Raw genomic sequence first — 23308 nt, 5'->3', positions numbered from 1 at the left:
GATGGACAGTTGAGGTCAGTTATTGTGAAACCGTCTAGATTATTATAGAATATGTTAAGTATATGGAATAAAATTGAGGAGGTCATTGGCATGGATGAAATGTTTGATCATAATCGAATGCCACACAGTCATGAAGCGGAACAATCTGTACTTGGGGCTATATTTTTAGACCCAGAATTGATGTCATCCACACAAGAGATTTTATTGCCTGAATCTTTTTATCGTGGCGCGCATCAACATATATTCCGTGCGATGATGGACCTGAATGAAGATGGGAAAGACATTGATATTGTGACGGTCTTGGATCGACTGACACAAGACGGTGTGGTCAATGAAATAGGAGGACCGCAATATCTTGCTGAGATTACGTCCAATGTTCCAACGACGCGAAACATTCAGTACTATACGGACGTCGTTTTCAAAAATGCGGTAAAGCGCAAATTGATTCATACTGCAGACCAAATTGCTAACGATGGATACAATGATGAACTGGATTTAGACACGGTACTCAGTGACGCAGAACGTCGCATTCTAGAACTCTCTTCGGCACGTGCGAGCGATGGATTTAAAGATATTCGAGACGTATTAGGACAAGTTTATGATAATGCGGAAAAACTTGATCAAAATAGCGGTCAAACTCCTGGGATTCCGACAGGGTATCGTGATTTGGATCAGATGACAGCGGGTTTTAATCGTAATGATTTAATCATTTTAGCTGCCCGTCCTTCAGTAGGTAAGACTGCCTTCGCACTAAATATTGCTCAAAAAGTCGCGACACATGAAGATCATTATACAGTAGGCATCTTTTCACTGGAAATGGGCGCAGATCAGTTAGCCACGCGTATGATTTGTAGTTCAGGAAATGTCGATTCGAATCGATTACGTACGGGGACAATGACAGAAGAGGATTGGAATCGCTTTACGGTAGCAGTAGGGAAATTGTCACGAACGAAAATTTTTATTGACGATACTCCGGGCATCCGAATCACGGATATTCGTTCTAAATGTCGCCGATTAAAGCAAGAGCATGGCCTCGATATGATTGTGATAGACTATTTACAGCTCATTCAAGGAAGTGGTTCGCGCGCTTCTGATAATCGTCAACAAGAAGTATCAGAAATTTCGCGTACGCTAAAGGCCATTGCACGTGAACTAGAGTGCCCAGTCATCGCATTGAGTCAGCTTTCACGTGGTGTGGAACAACGTCAAGATAAGCGTCCGATGATGAGTGATATTCGTGAATCCGGTTCGATTGAGCAAGATGCTGATATCGTGGCATTTTTATATCGTGATGACTACTACAATCGCGGTGAGCAAGATGACGATGATGATCATGGATTTGAACCACAAAAAAATGATGAGAACGGTGAGATTGAAATCATTATTGCTAAGCAAAGGAACGGTCCCACAGGTACAGTTAAACTGCATTTTATGAAGCAATATAATAAATTTACAGATATTGACTATGCACATGCCGATATGGGATAACAAGAAAAAATAAAAATAATCACTCAGAAACCGTACGTTTTAAACTTTCGATGTTTTAATGTACGGTTTTTAGTCTGTATTGACTTTTTGAAATTGCTGTAAGTTAGGATTTTTAATATGACACAAACCATAATAAAGACTATGTAAAACACGCGGTTCTAAGGCCCGCGCTATTTTTATGATAGATATAAAGTGGCGTCCGGTTTGATTTTTTAATGTTCGTTTTTTGATTTGCATTCATAGTGTGATACTGGTAAAATACAGTTTGGTTAATCGAGAAAACTTGGAGGTGCTCTTATGTCATCAATCGTAGTAGTTGGGACACAATGGGGAGACGAAGGTAAAGGTAAAATTACAGACTTTTTAGCGGAACAAGCAGATGTGATCACACGTTTTTCAGGTGGTAATAATGCAGGCCATACGATAAAATTCGATGGAGAAACATATAAATTACATTTAGTGCCATCTGGTATTTTCTATAAGGATAAACTCGCTGTGATTGGTAATGGTGTTGTTGTAGATCCAGTCGCTTTATTAAAAGAATTAGATGGTTTAAATGAACGAGGTATTACAACAGATAATTTACGCATCTCAAACCGCGCACACGTCATCCTACCTTATCATATTCAACAAGATGAACTTGAAGAAGCGCGTCGTGGTGATAATAAAATCGGTACGACGAAAAAAGGTATTGGCCCAGCTTACGTAGATAAAGCACAAAGAATAGGAATTCGCATGGCTGATTTATTGGATAAAGAAGTTTTCGAACAACGATTAAAAGAAAACTTAGCATATAAAAATGACTACTTCCAAGGCATGTTCAATCAAACGGCACCGTCATTCGATGAGATTTTTGAAACGTATTATGCAGCTGGACAGCGTTTGGCACCTTATGTGACGGATACAGCTAAGGTGTTAGATGATGCATTTGTAGCCGAAGAACGCGTTTTATTCGAAGGTGCACAAGGCGTTATGTTAGATATTGATCATGGAACATATCCGTTCGTGACATCAAGTAATCCTGTTGCTGGGAATGTGACTGTCGGGGCTGGTGTAGGTCCAACAAATGTATCAAAAGTGGTTGGTGTATGTAAGGCATATACATCGCGAGTAGGTGATGGCCCATTCCCAACAGAATTGTTTGATGAGAAAGGTCACCATATCCGTGAAGTAGGGCGTGAGTATGGTACGACAACTGGACGTCCACGTCGCGTAGGTTGGTTTGATTCTGTTGTATTGCGTCATTCTCGACGTGTGAGTGGTATCACAGACTTATCTATCAATTCAATCGATGTTTTAACAGGATTGGACGAAGTGAAGATTTGTACGGCATATGAGCTAGATGGTAAGGAAATCACGGAATACCCAGCGAACTTAAATAATTTAAAACGTTGTAAACCGATTTTTGAAACGTTACCGGGTTGGACGGAAGATATTACGGGTGTAAGAACTTTAGACGAGTTACCGGTAAATGCACGTCGTTACCTAAAGCGCATTTCTGAATTATGTCATGTTCATATTTCAATCTTCTCAGTAGGTCCAGATCGTAATCAGACGAATATTGTTGAGAAATTATGGTAAACACTTCAGTGCGGTAAGTCTAACGGCAACACTACCGGAAGACTGACCTATAAATGAGCGCACACACATGTTGAGATGTTCGTGACGTTCCTAAAATAAAAAGCAGTCGAGCATTCAACTTCGACTGCTTTTTTTGCTATTCAAGATGAAGTGCATTAACGTTTTAATGAATGTCGCGCTTGCGATGGTTTCCTCCACGAACTTCCGAAACATTACCGATAGAAAGAAACGCACTTGCATCGATTTCCATGACAATGTCTTTTAATTTGGCTTCTTCAAGACGCGTAATCACGCAGAAAATAACACGCTTATCTTCCCCGGTATATGCGCCCTCACCTTTTAAATAAGTGACACCACGACCGAGACGAGAATTGATGGCTTCCCCAATATCTTTATAGGCATCGCTAATGACCCAAACGGCTTTTGATTCGTCAAAGCCAAGCAATACCGTATCAATCATTTTAGAAGCGATAAAATAGGCAATGACACTAAACAAAGCACTATCCCAAGTGAAAACAAAGCCAGCAATACCAAAAATGAAAAAATTAATAAACATAACGATTTCGCCGACTGAAAAAGGTAATTTTGAGTGGACAAGGATGGATAAGATTTCTGTCCCGTCTAATGACCCTCCATAGCGCAAGACCGTACCGACACCAATACCAAGAATGGCACCCCCAAAAATAGTGACTAAAAATTTGTCATGAATCACTGGATCAACAGGATGTAAAATGATTGTGACAAAGGAGAGAATAAAAATGGCATATATTGTTGAAATCGCAAAAGTTTTACCAATTTGTTTATAACCTAAGAAGAAAAAGGGCAAGTTCAGAATGAAAATAAAAACCCCTAGCTTAAACCCAGTTAAATGAGAAAGAATAATTGAAATACCAACAATGCCACCATCAAGTAAATGATTCGGTACTAAAAATAGTTCCAGTGCTACGCCCATAAGCACTGCGCCTAAAGTGATGAAGAAAAACCGTTTAAAAAATTGACGTGTTTTTTTAGGCTTTTCTCGTTTGTAAGAGACCGTGGGCGCTTCTTGAAATTCCATAAACGTTCCTCCTAAAAGCTTTCTATGAAAAATTATACAAAAAATTTTCAAAAAAATCTTGTCAACCTGTTTGGGGGTGCTATAATCAATCTTGTGTTTGAGAACGGCTCCTTGGTCAAGCGGTTAAGACACCGCCCTTTCACGGCGGTAACACGGGTTCGAGTCCCGTAGGAGTCACCATGAATATGGTCCCGTAGTGGAGCGGTTTAACACGCCTGCCTGTCACGCAGGAGATCGCGGGTTCGATTCCCGTCGGGACCGCTATAGCGGCCCAAGAATCCCATTCTTGGTCTAACCAACAGTAAAAGTCATTAAAATTCAGTAATATGAATTTTAATGACTTTTTTCTTTGCATCCGGTACGAGTAACACAGTTAATGGACGGATGACTTGCTTTCATCATCAGGTTAGAGGATGTTCACAGCGACGCACTTAAAATAGAAAACAAAGGAAGCCCGGATAGGAGGTTGTTTAATAATCATTTAATGAATCATCCGGCTTCGGAAACATAGCATGTAAAAACAAAAACGTGTTTTCATTTTTATGATCTTAACGTCTGACGGTTTTTATAGCCATGATATGATGACGCGCATGACCCTACGCACATTCAGTCTCTCAAAACCATTTAATGGAAAACCGCAACCGAACAAAGCATTCTAACAACAGCGGATGCATACGATTGCGGTATAGAATGTATCTTAATATTTAAGTTTGAAGCTATTTTCTTTTAATACTCAAAATTCAGACACTTGTGATGCCTAGATGAAAATAGAAAGAAAATATTTAACAATTGCGAACTATAAATTTGACTTGGGCAAAAATCCTCATTTTTTAAGTGCAGACGTTATACTAAGGGTGAAGAGAGGAGGTGTTTTCATTGGTATACACAATCATTGATGGTGTAAAAACTTTAATCTCACTTTTCGTTTCTGGTAACAAACCAGCTCAAAAATAAGACAGCATATGTCTTTTAAATAGTCTTTAATGACACCCCTTTGCATGCCTGATACATATCGGCATGCGGAGGGGCTTTATACATTGCGTTGCGTTTTATCAAGCAGACGAATCGCTATATTAAACAGTTAGGATTGCCTTAATGAAAGGTCAGTCATCTTCTTTTAACGCTTACGCATGATAATGATGAAGTAAGCAAAGCAACGCCATTTTGAAATGTAAGGATTATACTGAAATTGACAAGAGGAGGTGTTTTCAATGTTCAAATTAATCATTGCTTTCATTAAACAGTTACTCGCAATTTTTGTTTCTGGTGGTAAACACGACATTCACTAGCTTTTAGTCATCCCTTTACATGCCGATGAGCGTAGACATGTAAAGGGATTTTTTTATATTTCTACGCGAAATTAATTTTGCCTTCTTACCTCCGCCCCATTATGTTGTGCTACTTTACTTTCATTGATTCATGACAATGACACACATGATAAGTAACCATCCATTGTACGACGGGTTCCACCCTATGGAAATAAAGATAAATAGATAGAATTTGCCTAATTTTAGTGATACATTATAGGATATAGGATTGTGCCAGTTCGCACCGTATTATGTACTTATTTAAGAAATGGGGTCATTAGTATGGCAAGAAAAGTAGTCGTAGTCGATGATGAAAAACCAATTGCAGATATATTGGAATTTAATTTAAAAAAGGAAGGGTATGAAGTGTTTGTCGCATACGATGGCAATGACGCGGTAGATTTAATTTATGAAAAAGAACCGGACATTGTATTACTCGACATTATGCTGCCTGGACAAGACGGAATGGAAGTCTGCCGTGAAGTACGTAAAAAATTTGAAATGCCGATTATTATGCTGACTGCCAAAGATTCTGAGATTGATAAAGTGCTTGGTCTTGAACTGGGTGCGGATGATTATGTGACAAAACCGTTTAGTACGCGTGAGTTGATTGCACGTGTGAAAGCGAACTTGCGTCGTCACTATACGCAACCAAGCCAAGAAAATCATATGCAAACAAATGAAATCGCAATTAAAGATATTGTGATTTATCCAGATGCCTACTCAATCAAAAAACGCGGGGAAGACATTGATTTGACACATCGTGAATTTGAGTTGTTTCATTATTTATCGAAACATATGGGACAAGTCATGACGCGTGAACATTTACTTCAAACTGTCTGGGGATATGATTATTTTGGTGATGTACGTACAGTAGACGTAACGATTCGTCGCTTGCGTGAAAAAATTGAAGATGATCCGTCTCACCCAGACTACATTGTGACGCGTCGAGGTGTAGGGTATTTCCTGCAACAACATGAATAGAGGATGGCCGATATGAAGTGGTTAAAACAATTTCAATCTCTTCACACAAAACTCGTCATTGTATATGTCTTGTTGATTATTATCGGGATGCAAATTATTGGCTTGTACTTTACCAATAGTCTCGAAAAGGAAATGACGGAGACGTTTAAGACAAACATCTCTCAAAATGCGAAACAAATTGAGTTAGGTATTGAAAAAATATACGCAGATGATAATGATTCAGGTAATACGCAAAAAGATATTCAAAATTTATTAAATGAATATGCGAATCGAAATGAAATGATTGAAATTCGTTTTATCGATAAAGATCAAATTATTATTGCGACTTCAAAGCAATCGAATCGAACGATGATCAACCAAAAAGCCAATGAAAATTCCATTCAAAAAGCACTCTCGCTAGGACAAGAAAATTCAGATACGGTGTTGAAAGATTATGGTGAAGGTAAACAGCGTGTATGGTTGAAAAACGTCCCTGTGACCACGGCGAAAGGTTTGATTGGTGACATTTACATTGAGTCAAACATTAATCAAGTGTACGACCAATTAAGCAATATTAACCAAATCTTTATTGTAGGTACAGGCATATCATTGATTATAACAGTCATTCTCGGTTTCTTTATTGCGCGTACCATTACCCGACCGATTACTGATATGCGTAATCAAACGGTCGAGATGTCTAAAGGGAACTATACCCAGCGTGTTAAAATCTATGGGAATGATGAAATTGGTGAACTGGCACTCGCGTTTAACAACTTGTCAAAGCGTGTTCAAGAAGCACAGGCCAATACAGAGAGTGAGAAGCGGCGTTTGGACTCGGTCATTACCCATATGAGTGACGGCGTCATTGCGACAGATCGGCGGGGTCGTATACGGATTATTAATGATATGGCGTTAAAAATGTTAGGTAAGTCTAAAGAGGAAGTCTCCGGGCACTTTATTTTTGATGTCCTTGACTTACAAGACGAGTTTTCTTTAGAGGAATTGAATGAAAATAACGAAAGTGTATTGCTTGATATCAATGAAGAAGAAGGGATCATTGCACGTGTGAATTTTAGTACGATTGTGCAAGCAACGGGTTTTGTGACAGGGTATATTGCCGTTTTACATGATGTCACAGAACAACAACAAATCGAACGTGAACGTCGAGAGTTTGTGGCGAATGTGTCTCATGAACTCCGTACGCCATTGACATCGATGAACAGCTATATTGAAGCATTGGAAGAAGGGGCATGGCGTGATGAATCGATTGCACCTCAATTTTTAACGGTGACACGTGAAGAGACCGAGCGAATGATTCGTCTGGTGAATGATTTATTACATCTTTCTAAAATGGATAATAAATCTGAGCCGATTACGAAAGAGATTATTGATTTTAATATGTTTATCAATAAAATGATTAATCGACATGAGATGGCTGCGAAAGATACGATATTTGTACGTGATATTCCGAGAGAGACGATTTTTACAGAGGTTGATCCAGATAAAATGACACAAGTATTCGACAATGTCATCACGAACGCGATGAAATATTCGCGGGGAGAAAAACGCGTGGAGTTCCACGTGAAACACAACCCTGTGCATAGCCGTTTAACCATTCGAATTAAAGATAATGGGATTGGGATTCCGATTAATCAAGTGAGTAAAATATTCGACCGTTTTTTCCGTGTGGATAAAGCACGTACGAGAAAAATGGGAGGTACAGGTCTTGGCCTTGCAATCTCAAAAGAAATTGTGGAGGCGCATCATGGACGTATTTGGGCGAACAGTGTAGAAGGTCAAGGTACAGCAATTTTCATCACACTCCCTTGTGAAAAAATCGAGGAAGGTGACTGGGATGCGAACTAGAGAACTGATTAAGTCTATCATCTTAGCACTGCTTGTCTTATTGAGTATTGTCCTCACAGTCATGATTTGGAACTTTTCACCTGATTTAACCGATGCAGATAGTACGCATACGAAAGAGGATACGGAAGCGATTGGAACGCGTTACGATAAATCGTTGAATCAGGTGATTACACCATTACAATTGGTAGAAGTGGATAATGAACATATTAAAGGAAAACCGGCCGGTAAAGAGGTCAACGTCATGATGACGGCATTTCAAAAACATCGTATTACTGAAGTAGAAGATATACAAAATGATGAAGTCGTCTTATTGCGTCATTTAAGCAATCATTTTCTTGTTTTAGACTACCCGACAGACATCCCGCTGTCTATGTATTTAAATGATGTCATTGAAATGCCTGCTAAAGTACCGACCAACTTCAACTTCGATCGCCTTATTTTAGATTTAGACAACACACAACATATTGTGTTATATGCGATGCAATCGAATCATCAACGCGCCATTAAATTAGTGACGAATTTGAGTGCGCAAAATATTCAAGAACGTATCCAAAAAATGAAAGGTTTCGAACCATACACCGACATTGTGACAAATCGTCGTGCAATTAATAAAGCCACGTACTTATATACGTTGAAAAAGTCGAAAGATTTGAAGTCCTATCGTACAATTTTTAATCGAATTAATGTGGAAGATTTAAATGCGATATTATTTGATAATACGCCGATTGTGCGGACGACGAATAGTGGGAACACCACGTATAATAACAACACCGGCGTGGTCAACTACAACGCGAACCGTGAAACATACGATTATACCAATTTGTCAGAAGATGAGCACAGCACACGTAATATGAATGTGAGCCTGCCAAGAGCTTTTGATTTTATTAATAAACATGGGGGTTTTACCGATGATTTTCGTTTGTTCAGAGCGGATCGTGATCAAGGGGAGCTCACTTATCAAATGTTCCTCAATGGACGACCGATTTTTTATCCGAATCAATTGAACGAAATTCGTGTCATATGGGGCGAACGTGGCTTATATGAATACAGTCGAGGATTGTTGAAAACGAATGTAACGATTGATAACGGCGAAAAACCAGAAGCGTTACCAGATGCCGAAGAGGTACGTGCCGCCCTAGCGAGTCAGAGTACGTTGGATTTTTCAAAAGTCAGTCAGATGGTCGTAGGTTATCGTATGAGCCCGCTTAAAGGTGAAGAAGAAACGATTGAAATTCAAGAGGGAAGCCAGTTTATACCGACATGGTATGTCAAATATGATAATGAGTGGTACGAATATGATGATGGGGAGTTGAAGCAGGCATGAACTGGAAACGTGCAAAAACATTGTTCATCATCGTGTTTCTCCTCGTGAATCTTTGTTTGATTTTTGTGTATAACGATAAAGTCAACAAGTCAAAAATTAATGACGCCGATCAAGATAATGTCGTCAATTTTGAACAGGAAAACATTAAGTTACCTAAAAATATGCCAGACACGCGTCACGTTAAAATGCAGTTGATTACTACACGCTCTAAAGACTTTAAAGAAGAAGCGGAAAAAAGCGCAAAAGCAGAGGCGCGTAATAATGGACATACATTAGACAAAGAAGTGAGCGAGCGTGTGAATGTCAAAATTGATCCGATATCACATTTGAAACCGTACATCGATCAAAATATTTATAAAGGTCAAGAATATCAATATCATGAGACGGATAATGATAAAATCAAATACGAACAGACGTATCAAGGTTTTCCAATTATGAATAACAACCGTGCAGAACTGATTTTTGATGTGAAAGATGATAATGTTAAATCATATGAACAATCTGCCATGGAAGATATCGTACCGTCTAAAGGACCGAATAACGAACCGAAACAAGTCATCAGTGCACATAAAGCAATTGAAGCACTTTATTATAATCAATACTTAAAGCATGACCAAGAAGTCGTTAACATACGTCTCGGTTATTACACAGTGGTTAAAGAGACCAATATCCAAGTCTTGCAAGCCAACTGGGAGATTAAAGTGAAAGATGAAGAGGGTGTCCATACGTATTATGTGGAAGCCATTTCGTCTAATCCACAAATTATTGAACAATAGAAAGGGTGGTCTCTTGATACGAATGAGTGTGCTCGCAAGCGGTAGTACCGGCAATGCGACTTATGTAGAGAGTGATAAAGGAAGTCTGTTGGTCGACGTAGGACTGACAGGCAAAAAAATGGAGGCACTTTTCGATCAAATCGACCGGAAAATTTCTGATTTGAGTGGTATCCTTGTGACACATGAACATAGTGATCATATCAAAGGGATAGGAGTACTTGCCCGGAAATACGGTTTACCGATTTATGCCAATGAAAAAACATGGACGCGTATTGATAAGAAAGATCCAAACATCCCAAGTGATCAAAAATTTATCTTTAATCCATATGAGACGAAATCTATTGCGGGTTTTGATATAGAATCGTTTAATGTGTCGCATGACGCAATCGATCCGCAGTTTTATATTTTTCATAATAACTATAAAAAGTTCACAATGATTACCGATACAGGTTACGTGTCTGACCGCATGAAAGGGATGATTCGTGGGAGTGATGCCTTCATGTTTGAAAGCAATCATGATGTCGACATGTTGCGAATGTGTGGGTATCCATGGAAGACGAAGCAACGTATTTTAAGTGATGTGGGGCATGTATCAAATGAAGACGCAGCCCATGCGATGACAGATGTAATCACAGGACAAACAAAGCGCATTTATTTGTCTCATTTATCCCAAGACAATAATATGAAAGATTTGGCGCGTATGAGTGTTGCCCAAATATTACAAGCCCATGATATTGATACAGTAAACGATGTCCGACTTTGTGACACAGATAAAGCCGAACCGACATCGATCTATACGATATAAATATAAAACGTAAGCGTTAGAGGTGAAAAGGATCATCTTTAGCGCTTTTTGCATACGGTTTAGATGAAATAGTGTGTATAAAAGTACAAAGCTAAACAAAGTTATCCCCAGTGCTATACACAAAAATAACATGTTATTCACAATCCACATGTTAATATTGGAAGTATCCCCAAAACTATCCACATATCCACAAAGTTATGCACAGACAGTGCCTTATATTTTGAAATTCTGGGTAGAAACTTTATACAAAAGCGGTATAATAGAGATGATAATGTGGGTAACTGAATAACTTGTGGATAACTTCGATTTAATTCACACAGGAGGTCAATATGAAAATTACAATTGTGGCAGTAGGAAAACTAAAAGAAAAATATTGGAAACTCGCCATTGCAGAATATGCCAAACGTTTAGGTGCCTACACGAAAATTGAAATCATTGAAGTTGCAGATGAAAAAGCACCAGAAACGATGAGCGCAAAAGAAATTGAACAAGTTAAAGAAAAAGAAGGGCAACGGATTTTAAGCAAAATTAAAGGACAAACAACAGTCATCACACTGGAAATCGAGGGTCAGACATTGAGTTCAGAAGCGTTCGCACAAACATTGGATCAACGAATGACACGAGGCGAAAGTGACTTTACATTTATCATTGGAGGATCAAATGGATTGCATGAAGCGGTATTGCAGCGCCGTGACTTTGCATTATCATTCAGCAAAATGACATTTCCTCACCAAATGATGCGTGTGATCTTATTGGAACAAATCTATCGTGCATTTAAAATTATGCGTGGGGAAGCATATCATAAGTGATTGGAGAAGGTATTATTAGAAAGCAATTGTAAAAGAATAGTTTGTGCTAAAAACTACAAGAAATTTGATTACTGATTAGGTTTTGAAAATTAATATATAGATAAATGGGTGGGAACAATGGCTAACGATTTAAAGATTGAAAAAATTAATTATGATATGGAATATCTTAAACAAGTAGTTAGTGAATGGGAAGTGACTGCTAATTCTAAATATTTATTACGATATCCGACAGTCTATATCATCAATGATAAAAATAGAAGTAATTATTTTGATGTATATGTAGGTGAGACAAATAATATCCAGAGTAGAACGAGACAACATTTGAGTAAAGAAGCGACTCAGTGGTTAGCACTCTCTAATTCTCGTACGTCATCTGTGTACGTGATAGGACATAAGTTTTTTAATAAATCTTTAACCTTAGATATAGAAAATAGATTAATGCAATATTTATCAAGTGTTGAATCGGTTAATAAAATACATAATAGTCGAACAAATCAACAAAATGAATATTTTACTTCAGATAAATTAGACGATATTTTTTCAGAAGTTTGGAAGGAGTTACATAAAAGAGACCATCAACTTTTCCCCATTGAAAGTATAGTTAGAGATTCAGCGATTTTTAAAGCTTCACCGTTCCATAAATTAACAGATGAACAGATTACTGCCAAAGATTCGATTTTACAAAAGATTGAACATGCATTACAAAAAGAAGAAGTAGGTCAGTTAATAATGGTAGAAGGAGAGGCCGGGTCTGGTAAAACGGTTTTGATGAGTAGCCTTTTTTATGAGTTGAAAAAATATGGATACAAAGATGGAGAAGAAAGCATTAATGTACATCTTTTAGTCAATCACGATGAGCATGTAATGATTTATCGGAAAATCGCTTCAAAGTTAGCCTTGTCTGACAATCCAAATAAAATGATTAATAAGCCAACAAGTTTTATTTTAAATCATAGGATTGAAGATGAGGTTGATGTTGTTATTGTTGATGAAGCCCACCTCCTTCTTACTCAAGGGAAAATGTCTTATAAAGGAGAAGGACATTTAAAGGACTTGTTACAACGAGCAAAAGTTGTAGTTACTGTATTTGATAGAAAACAAATTTTAAGCCGTGAACAAATTTGGGAGTTTGACACGTTAGATACTTTAGTAAGTAAGGTTTATCAAAATGGCAACTTAATTCAATTGAAGAATCAAATGAGAATCAACAGCAGCATTGAAACGATTAATTGGATTAGAGGTTTAATTGATAATCAAGTGATTGATCCGATTCCGAACGATTCCAAGGGATATGATATTAAAATTTTTGATTCTCCTTACCTTCTAGAACAAGAAATTCGAAAAAAGGCAAGTCATACTGAATCTGGCATATCTAGAATGATTGCTACTTTTGACTGGGAGTTTAACGCCAACAAAAATCCAAAAGATTCTAAGTATTGGAATGTAAAGATAGGTGATTGGGCTATGCCTTGGAATAAACAGGTTAAGCCCATTAAAGGAGAAGGAAAACTACCGTGGATTGAGAGAACAAACACAATCGATGAAGTCGGATCTACATTTACTGTTCAGGGGATAGATTTAAATTATGCAGGGGTTATCATAGGGCCTTCTGTAAAGTATAGGGATGGCAAGATTGTTTTTGACAAAGACAGTAGTGAGAATAAAAAAGCAACGCAAAATAGAAAACTTTCGGATGGTACTAAAGAAAACTATTCAGAAATGCTCTTGAAAAATGAGCTGAATGTATTACTAACAAGAGGTGTTAACGGACTTTATATTTATGCCGTAGATGAAGCTTTGCGCGAAGCATTAAAAAAAGCTGCGAAAGGATAGGATGAAGTTGAATGAGATGCAAGAGATAATAAAAAAAATAAATCATTTTAGAGACGAGAGAAATTGGCGTCAGTATCATAATGAAAAAGATTTAGCATTATCGATATCATTAGAAGCGGCTGAATTACTGGAACTATTTCAATGGAAAACCTCAGAAGAAGTTATCCATAGTAAACAAGAAAGGCTTGCAGAAGAGCTAGCAGATGTACTTATCTACAGCTACATGCTTGCAGATAACTTAGGGTTTAATGTGAATGATATTATAGCGCGGAAACTAGAAAAGAATGCAATAAAATATCCAGTTGAAAAATGTAGAAATAGCAATAAAAAATATGATAAATTGTAGTAAATAGTATTTTTTAAATTGTTTTTTGATAAAATTATAGGGTTTGTCGTTGTTTATTTTTATAACGGAAATACTGTTTTATAAATTTAATAATCATCTTTGGAATAATCCAGTATTATTAATTTAATAATAATATAACACTATCTTTCAAATTGGTCTAATCCATACTGGCTCTAAGAGTAACAAGCAATAATTTATTATCTTGTTGCTTTATTCCAATTCTTCCATTGACGTTGAGTCTCCACACCCTAAACAAAACCAAAACTTGTCGACTTAATAAGCTCACGCTATGCCGACATTCGTCTACAAGTTTAGTTAAGGGTGTCTCTCAACATCAATGGATTTTCTCGGCATAAAAGCGTGCTTAAATTAACAAATTACTGTGTTTTATAATTATCTCTTGCTGTCATTATCTCCACTTCCTCTTGTTGCTAAGATTCCTAAAGGCTTTTTTATGTCAATTTTTTCTTTCACGCTCAAAAACAAAGAAAAATCCTATTATATCAAGGATTAATACATGTTTAAAAAAGAACATTATTTCTAATAGTATCAAGACAAGAAGAAACTCATTTTCAACTCGTTTCTAAAGCCTATAAAACCCAAATATATTGTTTATTATACATCAAGAAAGGATAAAGTATAAAAAACAGATTAATTGACAAAAAGGTGATTCTTATGCCAAAGACAAAATTACTAAAAGTAGCAACTAGTTTAACAATCATAGGAGGTATAATTCTAACTCCATTAGAAACAGAATTAAATCAAAATCATTCAAAAGTAGAAGCAAAAGAAGACAAAGTTGAAATCGACAATCAAATAGCTAACATAATAGCAAATAACTTAGAAAAAAATCACGAAGGACATCTTGTAATAATCAACGAAAGTAATTTAGAGAAAGAGTTAAAACAAACAAATGTTAAAATATCAATCTCAGAAATCAAAAACTATGTCAAAAATTATAATGACGCCATTTCAGGAACAAAAGGAGAAAAAGCTAAAAAAGATTTACAAAATTTTAATAATCAAATAAAAGAACAAAATTCGCAACAAAATATAGCATTCAGATCTAAATGTTCTACTGCCATCACATGGACTGGTGTAGCTCATACTGCAGCAGTAACAGGAGCTGGAGTTTTATTAGGTGTATCAGGACCAGTAGGTTGGGCAGTAGGTACAGGAATGGCAATAGCATATGCTGGAGGTTCAACACTATGTTAGATAAAAAAACCATAAATGACTACTATTTCACGCTAATATTCCTAACAATATTAACCATATTTTCCATCAGTGTAACTTCTTTTTATTCTAAAAACATTATACTTTATATTATTATGAGTTTTGTCATATTATTAAGCACTTTAAGTACTGAAATAGCTTTAAACAAAAAATATGGTTTGCAAGAAAAAGCTAAAAAAATGATGGTTAGCATAATCCCAATCAACTTAGTCATCTTTAGTGTATTCTTATTCTTTATCTTTTCATAAAAATAATTTATAACATGCTAAATCAAGAATTTTATAAATTGTAAAAAAGGCTTATACTTTAAGCAACAAGTGTTATTACTGTACGTCATAGCATCCCCCACAGCCGTCCAAGCTTTGTGGGGGTTTTGCTTACTCATCTGACGTATCTAAACACTTACTAATGTAACTAGCAATCACGCCAGCAAGTACAGATAAAACGGCTCTTTTCCAACGTCGGTTAGTGAAGAGATATGGTACTAAGTGATGATTTTTTGTTGCTTAGTCCTTTTTTTGTGAGCCCGTCAAGGTGTGATCCATGCCTGGTACACAAATAGCTGTGAAGAAATCTATCGTCATAAACTTCTTCACAGCTAATCTTAGGATGGTTACGGTGCTGGCTAATGTTGCTTATTTAACTAAAATGAAAAGTACACAATAGGTAGACTCTGTGATAACAGGTACAATAATATGAACGAAAACAATGCCATTTTGCTAATCTTCTTCTCCAAGTCAATTTGGCGTCTGAAAGATAGGCAACCTTCTCTCTTTTGCTATTTTCTTGCTTTTATGATAAATATTACAAGTTGCTGTAAAACACAAATATACTTGAAAAACATAAATCCAATTGTTGTAATGTCTATACATCAGGCTTTAATTTTCTTTTTTAAATCATAAAACACAGTGTTCTATATTTTGTATAAAGAAATGTTTTGATGTTAAAATAATGAATAAATATAGTAAATTGATATAAATGAGTTATAATAATATTAATTTTATGGAAGAGTGCTGCATCTGAAAAAGCTTACATATTTTTTGTTACATCCCATTTTGAGAGGTACAATTATTCTGACTTTCAAAATCTCGCATGTTTACAAAAGGTGTAGTGAATCGTATTGAGATAAACGGTGAACATTATGGTTTTCAAGAGATATTAGAAGCTTTAATGAATGCTTGGGCATTTTCAATAGGGGTAAAATTGGGTAATATATAAACCAAAAGAAGGGGGAGTTTCAGGGATGAGCCAAACAAAATCTTTTTTTGTTTTTTATATAAAAATGCTTTTGAAAGATAAAATAACGATGATATGGACAATTGTATTGCCTATCATATTAGCCATCATTAGTTATTATCCAAATGGATCATCTTCATACACAGAAATAGAGAAACAATATTTAATTGTTTCATTTTGGGCGTTTATTGTGGCAATAACTTTTATTAATGGGATAGGTATGCAAATATCACGAATAAGAGAAGATGGGTTATTGAAAACTTTTGTAATGATAACTGGACAAAAGTTTCCCTTTATACTTGCTATCATTTTATCTCAGTGTTTACTATCTTTAATTTCAATATTAGTTTTCAACTTAACTGTGGGCTCACTATTGCATGTGTTAACGACTAAACTCATTTTTACCACATTAATTTTTATTGTTCTATGTGTGCCAATATCATTTTTCTTCTTAGTTTTAGCTTTTATTCCAGTTAAAGTTGATACTTTGACGACTATCGTCAACATATTAACGATCTTTTTGTTCTATATTAATTCTCGAACAGATAATCAATTTTATGGGTTAGAATGGTTAAACCCATTGTATTTATTTAATGAAATTTCGAGAAATTTATTAAGTTATGACAATTTTATTTCATTTGTGCATTTGATAACGCCGTTGTTTTTTTATGTTCTGTATATTGTGATTGGTTTACTTTGCATGAAATATATAAATATAAATTCTAAAACAATGAGATAGGTGATACTGTGTATTACATTAAAAACTTAAAATATAAATACAAAAAAAGTAACAACTATATATTGAAAGACGTCGATTTTATTATTAAACCTGGTGTTTTAAATGTACTGATTGGTGAAAATGGTTCGGGTAAAACAACGCTATTAGACTGTATTACACAAAGTTTGAAGGCTGACTTTGAACATAACTTGCCAAAAAGCAAAGACATTTTATATATGACACAGAACATCTTCTTTGCACCTTCTAATAAAGGTAAAGATATAAAAAATTTGATTCGTGGCTTGTTACCCAAGAATGAATCGGAATATTTTGATGAAGAGATTTTTTCAAAGTTTACCAGCGATGAGATCAATAAATATCAACATTTACTAAATATGAAAATGGGGGATATGTCTGTCGGGGAGCGAAAGTGGTTGTACCTGCAATTATTTTCAAGAATACCAAAAGAGATATATCTTTTGGATGAGCCCACTAGCGGTGTGGATCCTTTATCTAGAAAATTAATAATGAAAAGAATTGAAGATATCATTCGTCATGGCAAGCAATGTTTAATCTCAACGCATCAATTACAAGATTTACAACATATTGATGTGAATCTTATTTTTCTTAACAAAGGAAAAATCGTTTATCAAGGTGATTTTAAGCATTGGTTGAAATTGAATGAAGCGACTAATCCTGATATCGCTTTTGAAAAGACATTATACAGCAATGAAGAAATTTAATTTGCATTATAAATTTTTTTAGGAAGTGTGCGACTTTTGAAACACAAATAATTGCGAAGAAGCTTATTTTTAATGATTGGCTTTTTGTTTATGTTTGGGGAGAATATTAAAAGATAATATGTTTTACTATCCTAAAAAACGACATTTTCAAACCGCTATTGAGACGATTTGGTTGAATAAATACCTGATGTCGTCTTCGACGAATTTAAACAATATCGTGGTGCACCTTCTCACAATCTTTTAATGATGCTTAAAATCATTTTGTATAAATATGGTAATTCAATTTTTTCTGGACGAAAAATTGAATTTGCATTAAAAGACAGCTTGAGATTTATGTGGCTTGCTCAAGAACAACAACCTTCTTATCGTACTATCAATTGCTTTCGTGCTAACCCGTATACTAATAAACTAATTAAAGAATGTTTTGTAATCTTTAGATCTTTTCTTGTTTCTCAAAACTTAATTGAAGAAGATGTTATCTATATAGATGGTACGAAAATTGAAGAAAATACGAATAAATATACTTTTGTTTGGCATGCCAATACCGAATGATATAGCGAGTCAAACACTAAAAAATCAATGGATGTTTATGGATTTGTGTCAAGAAATCGTACACCAACCCAATAGTTATGAGAGCAACTAGTTTAACCAAAAGTGAAACGCTTCTGGAGCGTAAAGGCTTAGTAGCTGGACATAAAGAATAAACAATTAAATTACTTTCGTCGAATAGTGTATAAACACAATATAGTAGACAATAGTACTCCTAATGGGTAGCAAGAGTATAAGCGTAAAACACTTAGGCATAAAAATCTACACTTAGGAATATATATATATTTCGACACATATATTTTATAATATATTTATGATTTTATAATCATAAATTATAAAAAAGGGGTGTAGTTATGTTACTAATAGGACTAGGCATAATATCTTTAATTATTGTTTATCTAGTTTTATCTGCACAAAAACATGAAGTAGGTAATAAGCCGAATTATTTTTTAGGCTATAGAACTCCTACGTCTATGAAATCTAAAACTATTTGGGACTTTTCTCAAAAAGCTTTTAAAAAAATATTCATAAAAGTCCATTTTTTTGTGCTATTTATAGGTAGTATATGGATTATATATGATATTTTGAATTTCCCAAATGAAACCTCAATTATTTTACAGGCTGTGATTTACTTCATAATAATAATTTTAATCATTGTGCTTACAGAAAAAAAGGTGAAAAAATTTGAAAGAAAACAAGAATGTTAAAAAACTGTCAATAGCGGTTTAAAAATGATGTTTTTTGGCGGTTTGAAAATGTCGTTTTTTAGCGGTTTAAGATTGTCTCATATTTAAGGATTTTTCGTTTTTATAATCTTTTAATCGATAAGATTCTCCAGTAATTTTAAATACTTTAGAGTGGTGAATTAATCGATCAATTATAGCTGCTGATGCAATCTTATTACTAAATGACTCACCCCAACTAGAAAACGGAATATTAGTCGTAATTATTGTTGATTTCATTTCATATCTTAGCGACATTAACTGATAGAATAAATCAGCTTGTTCTTTAGTGATGGGAGAATAACCAATTTCATCAATGATAAGTAACTCTATTCTGCTTAATTGTTTTAATGTTTTATTGATGATTCCTTTGGAATCCGAGACAGTTAATAAGTCTATTAATTCTTTGAAAGTATAGAATCTAGTCTTTATATTTTGTTTACATGCCTCTATTCCTAATGAGATTGCCAGGTGCGTTTTACCAACACCACTGTTACCTAAAAAACAAATATTTATACTATCCTCTAAAAAATGCATGGATTTTAATGTGAGAATTTCTTGTTGATTTATACTAGGTTGAAACATGAAATCAAAATCATGTAAATATTTTATTTTAGGGAAACGTGCTGAATTCACAGCACGTTTAAATTTTAATTCTGATTGATATTCTATTTCTTTTTCTTTTTCCGTTAAATCAATCAATATTTCAGTTAAAGATTTCTCATTTTTAGAAAGTAATTCAATATAGTTTGGATAATAATCTTTGAATTTTTTTAGTTTTAATATCTCAAAGTTATTGAGTAATTTTTGATGATTCGTATTCATCTGAAGTCCTCCTAAATTTCGTCATACAGTAATAATGAATTTTCTATATATGTAAGAATTTCTTCATCATCCTTATGTTTAAATACATCTGATTTTAATATTTCACTCATATCTTCAACGATATAATTAAATTTTCTTTCGGATAGATTATGCCTTCTTATTAACTCGCCATCAAAATAAATCAGCAATTCATCAGTAGAGTTATTGAATTTAACTTGTACTTCTTCACCAATGTATTTAGTAGGTACCGAGTATTTACATTTTCTAAAGTTAATCATCGATTCTTTAGAAACGATTCTTATACATTCATCTTCGATGTAAGTATCTAGTAACTTTGCATTAAAAGAATTTAAATGTTCTTTTTCTTCAAAATTGAAAACGTCTATAGGTCGTTGTTCTGTTGCTTGTGAAATTTCTAAGTGATTCAATTCATGACATAAATCATTTACTAACCCAATAAGTTCGACAGCATCATAAAATTCATAATCGTATGGTCTTAAACGTTGTTCAACAAATTTAGCTAATGATTCAACAGACCCTTTTGTTTGAGGACGATAGGGTCTACAAGCAATAGGTTCAAAGTTGGCATCCTTACTAAATTGATAAAATATATTATTAAAAACGACTTTTTTATATTGTGTTCTTGGTCGATCAACTACAGTTCTCATATTATCGAACCAGATTTCTTTTGGAACGCCTTCGGTGTATTCAAAAGCTTCTTTTAGACATTCAAATAAGGTATCTTGTTTTCTATCCCAAGTTAATGTGATATACTTCATTTTTGAATAGTGTAGAACGTAAAGAAAGATGTTGAATTGGGAAGTTCTGCCAAACTTATCATGCATCATCATATCTTCTTTCCAGTCTACTTGAGCAGCTATACCGGGATTTGTTTCTACTCGTATAGTTGCTTTTTTAGTCTCATTTTGTTTTTTATTTTTACAGTATTCTCGTAAAATAGTATATTTGCCTTCATATCCTTTTTTCTCTATGTATTTAAAAATAGCCATAGCAGTACATCCTAATTCAATTTTTTCATCAATAATTTCTTTGAATAGATCTAGTTTTGATGCTTTCTTAGTTTGTTGTCTTTTCTTCAATCGTTCTAATTCATTTTCTTTTCCTGCTTCATAATATTTTTTAACTGTTCTTGGATCACAATTATATTGTCGACCAAGCTCCGCATAATTTGGTTTAATACCTTTCATAATGTAAAATAGCACTCCTTCATAAATGTCATGTCTCAATCAAATAACCTCCGATCGAAGATTGAATTAAGACATGATTATATATTTTATAACCGCCATTTACATGAGGCACGTCTTCCTGATTTCACTAATTGGATGGCTTTCTTTTTAAGCTATACTATGATCGTAGTTTTTTCTTGCCTTCACTGACACGCCTATAAATGGATTTCTTTCATAGCGATTCATATTTCTAGGAAACCTTCACTAAGTTTTTAATAAAAAATTATTGTAAATCTATTTTCATAATAGTGTTTTTGAGATTATATTAACACCAATTAGTTAAATCTAACTATATTTAAACATAAATGTTATAATTCTATTATAATAAAATATATTATAAGGAGGTTTTTAAAATGAATGGAAAGTTTAAAAAATTTTTAGTCATTGCACTATTGTTACTGTTTAGTGGCGTATTCCAGAGTGTACTAACAGGTTCTAATGTGATAAAAGCAGAAAGTCAACCAGACCCTACTCCAACACAATTAAATAAGTCTAGTCAATTTACTGGGCTCATGCAGAACATGCAATATTTATATGATAGTCATTATGTTCAGGGCACTAATGTTAGATCATACGATCAACTTTTCTCTTCAGATCTTATTTATTCCATCCAAGACACTGTATTAGGGAATTACGATAGGGTTAAAGTAGAATTTAAGAATAAGACGTTGGCTGATAAATATAAGAATAAAAACGTAGATGTTTTTGGAAGCAATTATTATAGAGATTGCTATTTTTCTGAGAATAGTAAAAAAGATAGTAATCGTCCAAACCGTGGTTCGGGAAAAACATGTATGTACGGAGGGATAACAGAACGAGAAGGTAATCTGACAGATAGTCCCATAAATATTCCAGTAAAAGTTTATGAAGATAATTGGTATAATTTATATTTTAATATAGATACGAATAAAAAAAGAGTAACAGCACAAGAACTTGATATAAAAGTAAGAGATTTTTTAATAAAATATGAAAATCTATATGGTTTTAATAGTTCTCCATATGAAACAGGATATATTAAATTTATAGGAAACAATAAAAATTCTTTTTGGTATGATATGATGCCTCCTCCAGGTGATGATTTAGATCAATCGAGATATTTAATGATATATAATGATAATAAGACAGTGGACGCATCAAAAGTCACTATAGAAGTTCACCTTACTAAAAAGTAAAATGAATATTAAATATGGCTTATATGTTAATAAACGGCATACAACATTCTCATAAAACTGAGTAGAAAAATAGCCATCCACTGACTATTCGTCGTAGAAAAATCGTACGCATATTTAAAGAAATACGATACAGTTGAGACAAATTCTAAATATAATGATTTTTTATCTATTGAAGGTCTAACTTGTCTCATTTATTACATCCATAGCCGAAAAAAGGGTATTGTCAATAAGAAATTACGTTTAAAAAAATGGCCTACCAATAATAGTCAGTATTACACAGGTAAAGAAATAGAGATGGATGACTTGGTAAATTCGATGATAAATAAACCTCATCCGAGTTTGATTTATCAATTGGCTGATGAACTATTTTTGAATGAGGCGGAACGCAGAATTTTTATTTCTAATTTTATAGAAGAACATCAATTATCAATATCTTCTTCAGTTAATGTGACGGGACGATTTAGAGAAAAAGAAAGGCAAGCATTTACTTTGAATGATTTAATAAAGTTATATAAATTTTATAAGGATATCTTATTTGAAAATACTCGTTCAGTGATTTTTGGAGATATATATTATCACGGTATAATTTTAGGTGCTAATGATAATATTATTGTCTTTTCAATGTATGAATCATTGGAAGCATTGATAGCTGAATTATTATAAGCTTCTAGGGTCTGGGACATGCATTCAGCCCTTTGTTGGAGT

General features: G+C 34.4%; 21 protein-coding genes, 2 tRNA genes and 1 pseudogene. 20 read left to right on the top strand and 4 right to left on the bottom strand.

Features of this window, described 5'->3' with window-relative positions:
* Window positions 1-90: 90 nt before the first annotated feature.
* Together dnaB and B5P37_RS05880 are read left to right on the top strand one after the other, a co-directional pair.
* The gene (gene dnaB / locus B5P37_RS05885) at window positions 91-1488 is read left to right on the top strand and encodes a replicative DNA helicase (protein ID WP_085237359.1); all 1398 of its coding nucleotides are present in this window, start codon (window positions 91-93) and stop codon (window positions 1486-1488) included.
* 297 nt (window positions 1489-1785) lie between these two features.
* The gene (locus tag B5P37_RS05880) at window positions 1786-3069 is read left to right on the top strand and encodes an adenylosuccinate synthase (RefSeq protein ID WP_085237358.1); all 1284 of its coding nucleotides are present in this window, start codon (window positions 1786-1788) and stop codon (window positions 3067-3069) included.
* 163 nt (window positions 3070-3232) lie between these two features.
* On the opposite strand, the gene B5P37_RS05875 is transcribed toward B5P37_RS05880, so the two are convergent.
* Window positions 3233-4126 carry a YitT family protein gene (locus B5P37_RS05875; protein ID WP_085237357.1) on the bottom strand — a complete coding sequence of 298 codons (894 nt, stop codon included), beginning with the start codon at window positions 4124-4126 and terminating at the stop codon, window positions 3233-3235.
* A 105-nt stretch (window positions 4127-4231) separates the two neighbouring features.
* Here B5P37_RS05875 and B5P37_RS05870 point away from each other — a divergent pair.
* From B5P37_RS05870 to B5P37_RS05795, 16 genes and pseudogenes are all read left to right on the top strand, one after another.
* Window positions 4232-4306, top strand: a tRNA-Glu gene (locus B5P37_RS05870).
* A gap of 7 nt (window positions 4307-4313) precedes the next feature.
* Window positions 4314-4387, top strand: a tRNA-Asp gene (locus B5P37_RS05865).
* A 1328-nt stretch (window positions 4388-5715) separates the two neighbouring features.
* The gene (yycF, locus tag B5P37_RS05860) at window positions 5716-6417 is read left to right on the top strand and encodes a response regulator YycF (RefSeq protein ID WP_085237356.1); all 702 of its coding nucleotides are present in this window, start codon (window positions 5716-5718) and stop codon (window positions 6415-6417) included.
* Window positions 6418-6429: 12 nt separating this feature from the next.
* Window positions 6430-8262 carry a cell wall metabolism sensor histidine kinase WalK gene (walK, locus tag B5P37_RS05855; RefSeq protein WP_085237355.1) on the top strand — a complete coding sequence of 611 codons (1833 nt, stop codon included), beginning with the start codon at window positions 6430-6432 and terminating at the stop codon, window positions 8260-8262.
* Window positions 8252-9586, top strand: coding sequence for a YycH family regulatory protein (locus B5P37_RS05850; RefSeq protein WP_085237354.1), 1335 nt, complete (start codon window positions 8252-8254; stop codon window positions 9584-9586). The genes walK and B5P37_RS05850 overlap by 11 nt, the downstream gene beginning before the upstream one ends.
* Window positions 9583-10362: a two-component system regulatory protein YycI gene (locus tag B5P37_RS05845; protein ID WP_085237353.1), complete on the top strand. Its 780-nt coding sequence runs from the start codon at window positions 9583-9585 to the stop codon at window positions 10360-10362. Before B5P37_RS05850 ends, B5P37_RS05845 begins: the two co-directional genes overlap by 4 nt.
* The gene (locus B5P37_RS05840; RefSeq protein WP_420852996.1) at window positions 10319-11167 is read left to right on the top strand and encodes an MBL fold metallo-hydrolase; all 849 of its coding nucleotides are present in this window, start codon (window positions 10319-10321) and stop codon (window positions 11165-11167) included. The genes B5P37_RS05845 and B5P37_RS05840 overlap by 44 nt, the downstream gene beginning before the upstream one ends.
* A 329-nt stretch (window positions 11168-11496) precedes the next feature.
* A complete protein-coding gene (gene rlmH / locus B5P37_RS05835; protein ID WP_085237351.1) occupies window positions 11497-11976 on the top strand; it encodes a 23S rRNA (pseudouridine(1915)-N(3))-methyltransferase RlmH in 480 nt (159 codons plus the stop codon).
* A gap of 117 nt (window positions 11977-12093) precedes the next feature.
* Window positions 12094-13809, top strand: coding sequence for a DUF2075 domain-containing protein (locus B5P37_RS05830; RefSeq protein WP_085237350.1), 1716 nt, complete (start codon window positions 12094-12096; stop codon window positions 13807-13809).
* A 16-nt stretch (window positions 13810-13825) separates the two neighbouring features.
* Entirely contained in the window at window positions 13826-14155 is a 330-nt protein-coding gene (locus B5P37_RS05825) for a nucleotide pyrophosphohydrolase (protein WP_169710788.1), read from the top strand.
* A 675-nt stretch (window positions 14156-14830) separates the two neighbouring features.
* Window positions 14831-15373, top strand: a complete 543-nt coding sequence (locus tag B5P37_RS12160) for a hypothetical protein (RefSeq protein WP_240622423.1) — start codon at window positions 14831-14833, stop codon at window positions 15371-15373.
* Window positions 15367-15639, top strand: a complete 273-nt coding sequence (locus B5P37_RS05815; protein WP_085237349.1) for a hypothetical protein — start codon at window positions 15367-15369, stop codon at window positions 15637-15639. Before B5P37_RS12160 ends, B5P37_RS05815 begins: the two co-directional genes overlap by 7 nt.
* A 995-nt stretch (window positions 15640-16634) precedes the next feature.
* A complete protein-coding gene (locus B5P37_RS05810; RefSeq protein ID WP_085237348.1) occupies window positions 16635-17366 on the top strand; it encodes a hypothetical protein in 732 nt (243 codons plus the stop codon).
* Window positions 17367-17374: 8 nt separating this feature from the next.
* Window positions 17375-18088 (top strand): AAA family ATPase, encoded by a 714-nt coding sequence (locus B5P37_RS05805; protein WP_169710787.1) that lies wholly within the window; start codon window positions 17375-17377, stop codon window positions 18086-18088.
* A 180-nt stretch (window positions 18089-18268) separates the two neighbouring features.
* Window positions 18269-18622: pseudogene (locus tag B5P37_RS05800) on the top strand (transposase); the annotation flags it as partial.
* 368 nt (window positions 18623-18990) lie between these two features.
* Window positions 18991-19344: an SdpI family protein gene (locus B5P37_RS05795; RefSeq protein ID WP_085237345.1), complete on the top strand. Its 354-nt coding sequence runs from the start codon at window positions 18991-18993 to the stop codon at window positions 19342-19344.
* A 66-nt stretch (window positions 19345-19410) separates the two neighbouring features.
* Here the strand turns inward: B5P37_RS05795 and istB are convergent, their stop codons facing one another.
* The gene (gene istB, locus B5P37_RS05790; protein ID WP_085237344.1) at window positions 19411-20184 is read right to left on the bottom strand and encodes an IS21-like element helper ATPase IstB; all 774 of its coding nucleotides are present in this window, start codon (window positions 20182-20184) and stop codon (window positions 19411-19413) included.
* An 11-nt stretch (window positions 20185-20195) separates the two neighbouring features.
* The gene (gene istA, locus B5P37_RS05785) at window positions 20196-21392 is read right to left on the bottom strand and encodes an IS21 family transposase (protein WP_244898599.1); all 1197 of its coding nucleotides are present in this window, start codon (window positions 21390-21392) and stop codon (window positions 20196-20198) included.
* Window positions 21393-21784: 392 nt separating this feature from the next.
* Here istA and B5P37_RS05780 point away from each other — a divergent pair, with 392 nt between their 5' ends.
* Entirely contained in the window at window positions 21785-22603 is an 819-nt protein-coding gene (locus tag B5P37_RS05780; RefSeq protein ID WP_085237342.1) for an exotoxin, read from the top strand.
* Between the two features lie 26 nt (window positions 22604-22629).
* Here B5P37_RS05780 and B5P37_RS11970 read toward each other — a convergent pair whose 3' ends face one another.
* A complete protein-coding gene (locus B5P37_RS11970; protein WP_169710786.1) occupies window positions 22630-22794 on the bottom strand; it encodes a hypothetical protein in 165 nt (54 codons plus the stop codon).
* Window positions 22795-22918: 124 nt separating this feature from the next.
* Between B5P37_RS11970 and B5P37_RS05775 the strand changes: the two genes are divergently transcribed.
* Window positions 22919-23266 carry a hypothetical protein gene (locus B5P37_RS05775; protein WP_169710785.1) on the top strand — a complete coding sequence of 116 codons (348 nt, stop codon included), beginning with the start codon at window positions 22919-22921 and terminating at the stop codon, window positions 23264-23266.
* Window positions 23267-23308: the final 42 nt, after the last annotated feature.

This window comes from Staphylococcus lutrae (genome assembly GCF_002101335.1).
Classification (GTDB): Bacteria; Bacillota; Bacilli; order Staphylococcales; family Staphylococcaceae; genus Staphylococcus; species Staphylococcus lutrae.
Note: the sequence above shows the minus strand (reverse complement) of the source record. Positions and strands in the feature narration are given on the sequence as shown.

Coding starts and splice junctions, on each gene's coding strand:
- dnaB (WP_085237359.1), top strand. CDS start 91: ATGGATGAAATGTTTGATCATAATCGAATGCCACACAGTCATGAAGCG.
- B5P37_RS05880 (WP_085237358.1), top strand. CDS start 1,786: ATGTCATCAATCGTAGTAGTTGGGACACAATGGGGAGACGAAGGTAAA.
- B5P37_RS05875 (WP_085237357.1), bottom strand. CDS start 4,126: ATGGAATTTCAAGAAGCGCCCACGGTCTCTTACAAACGAGAAAAGCCT.
- yycF (WP_085237356.1), top strand. CDS start 5,716: ATGGCAAGAAAAGTAGTCGTAGTCGATGATGAAAAACCAATTGCAGAT.
- walK (WP_085237355.1), top strand. CDS start 6,430: ATGAAGTGGTTAAAACAATTTCAATCTCTTCACACAAAACTCGTCATT.
- B5P37_RS05850 (WP_085237354.1), top strand. CDS start 8,252: ATGCGAACTAGAGAACTGATTAAGTCTATCATCTTAGCACTGCTTGTC.
- B5P37_RS05845 (WP_085237353.1), top strand. CDS start 9,583: ATGAACTGGAAACGTGCAAAAACATTGTTCATCATCGTGTTTCTCCTC.
- B5P37_RS05840 (WP_420852996.1), top strand. CDS start 10,319: ATGTGGAAGCCATTTCGTCTAATCCACAAATTATTGAACAATAGAAAG.
- rlmH (WP_085237351.1), top strand. CDS start 11,497: ATGAAAATTACAATTGTGGCAGTAGGAAAACTAAAAGAAAAATATTGG.
- B5P37_RS05830 (WP_085237350.1), top strand. CDS start 12,094: ATGGCTAACGATTTAAAGATTGAAAAAATTAATTATGATATGGAATAT.
- B5P37_RS05825 (WP_169710788.1), top strand. CDS start 13,826: ATGCAAGAGATAATAAAAAAAATAAATCATTTTAGAGACGAGAGAAAT.
- B5P37_RS12160 (WP_240622423.1), top strand. CDS start 14,831: ATGCCAAAGACAAAATTACTAAAAGTAGCAACTAGTTTAACAATCATA.
- B5P37_RS05815 (WP_085237349.1), top strand. CDS start 15,367: ATGTTAGATAAAAAAACCATAAATGACTACTATTTCACGCTAATATTC.
- B5P37_RS05810 (WP_085237348.1), top strand. CDS start 16,635: ATGAGCCAAACAAAATCTTTTTTTGTTTTTTATATAAAAATGCTTTTG.
- B5P37_RS05795 (WP_085237345.1), top strand. CDS start 18,991: ATGTTACTAATAGGACTAGGCATAATATCTTTAATTATTGTTTATCTA.
- istB (WP_085237344.1), bottom strand. CDS start 20,184: ATGAATACGAATCATCAAAAATTACTCAATAACTTTGAGATATTAAAA.
- istA (WP_244898599.1), bottom strand. CDS start 21,392: ATGAAAGGTATTAAACCAAATTATGCGGAGCTTGGTCGACAATATAAT.
- B5P37_RS05780 (WP_085237342.1), top strand. CDS start 21,785: ATGAATGGAAAGTTTAAAAAATTTTTAGTCATTGCACTATTGTTACTG.
- B5P37_RS11970 (WP_169710786.1), bottom strand. CDS start 22,794: ATGAGACAAGTTAGACCTTCAATAGATAAAAAATCATTATATTTAGAA.
- B5P37_RS05775 (WP_169710785.1), top strand. CDS start 22,919: ATGATAAATAAACCTCATCCGAGTTTGATTTATCAATTGGCTGATGAA.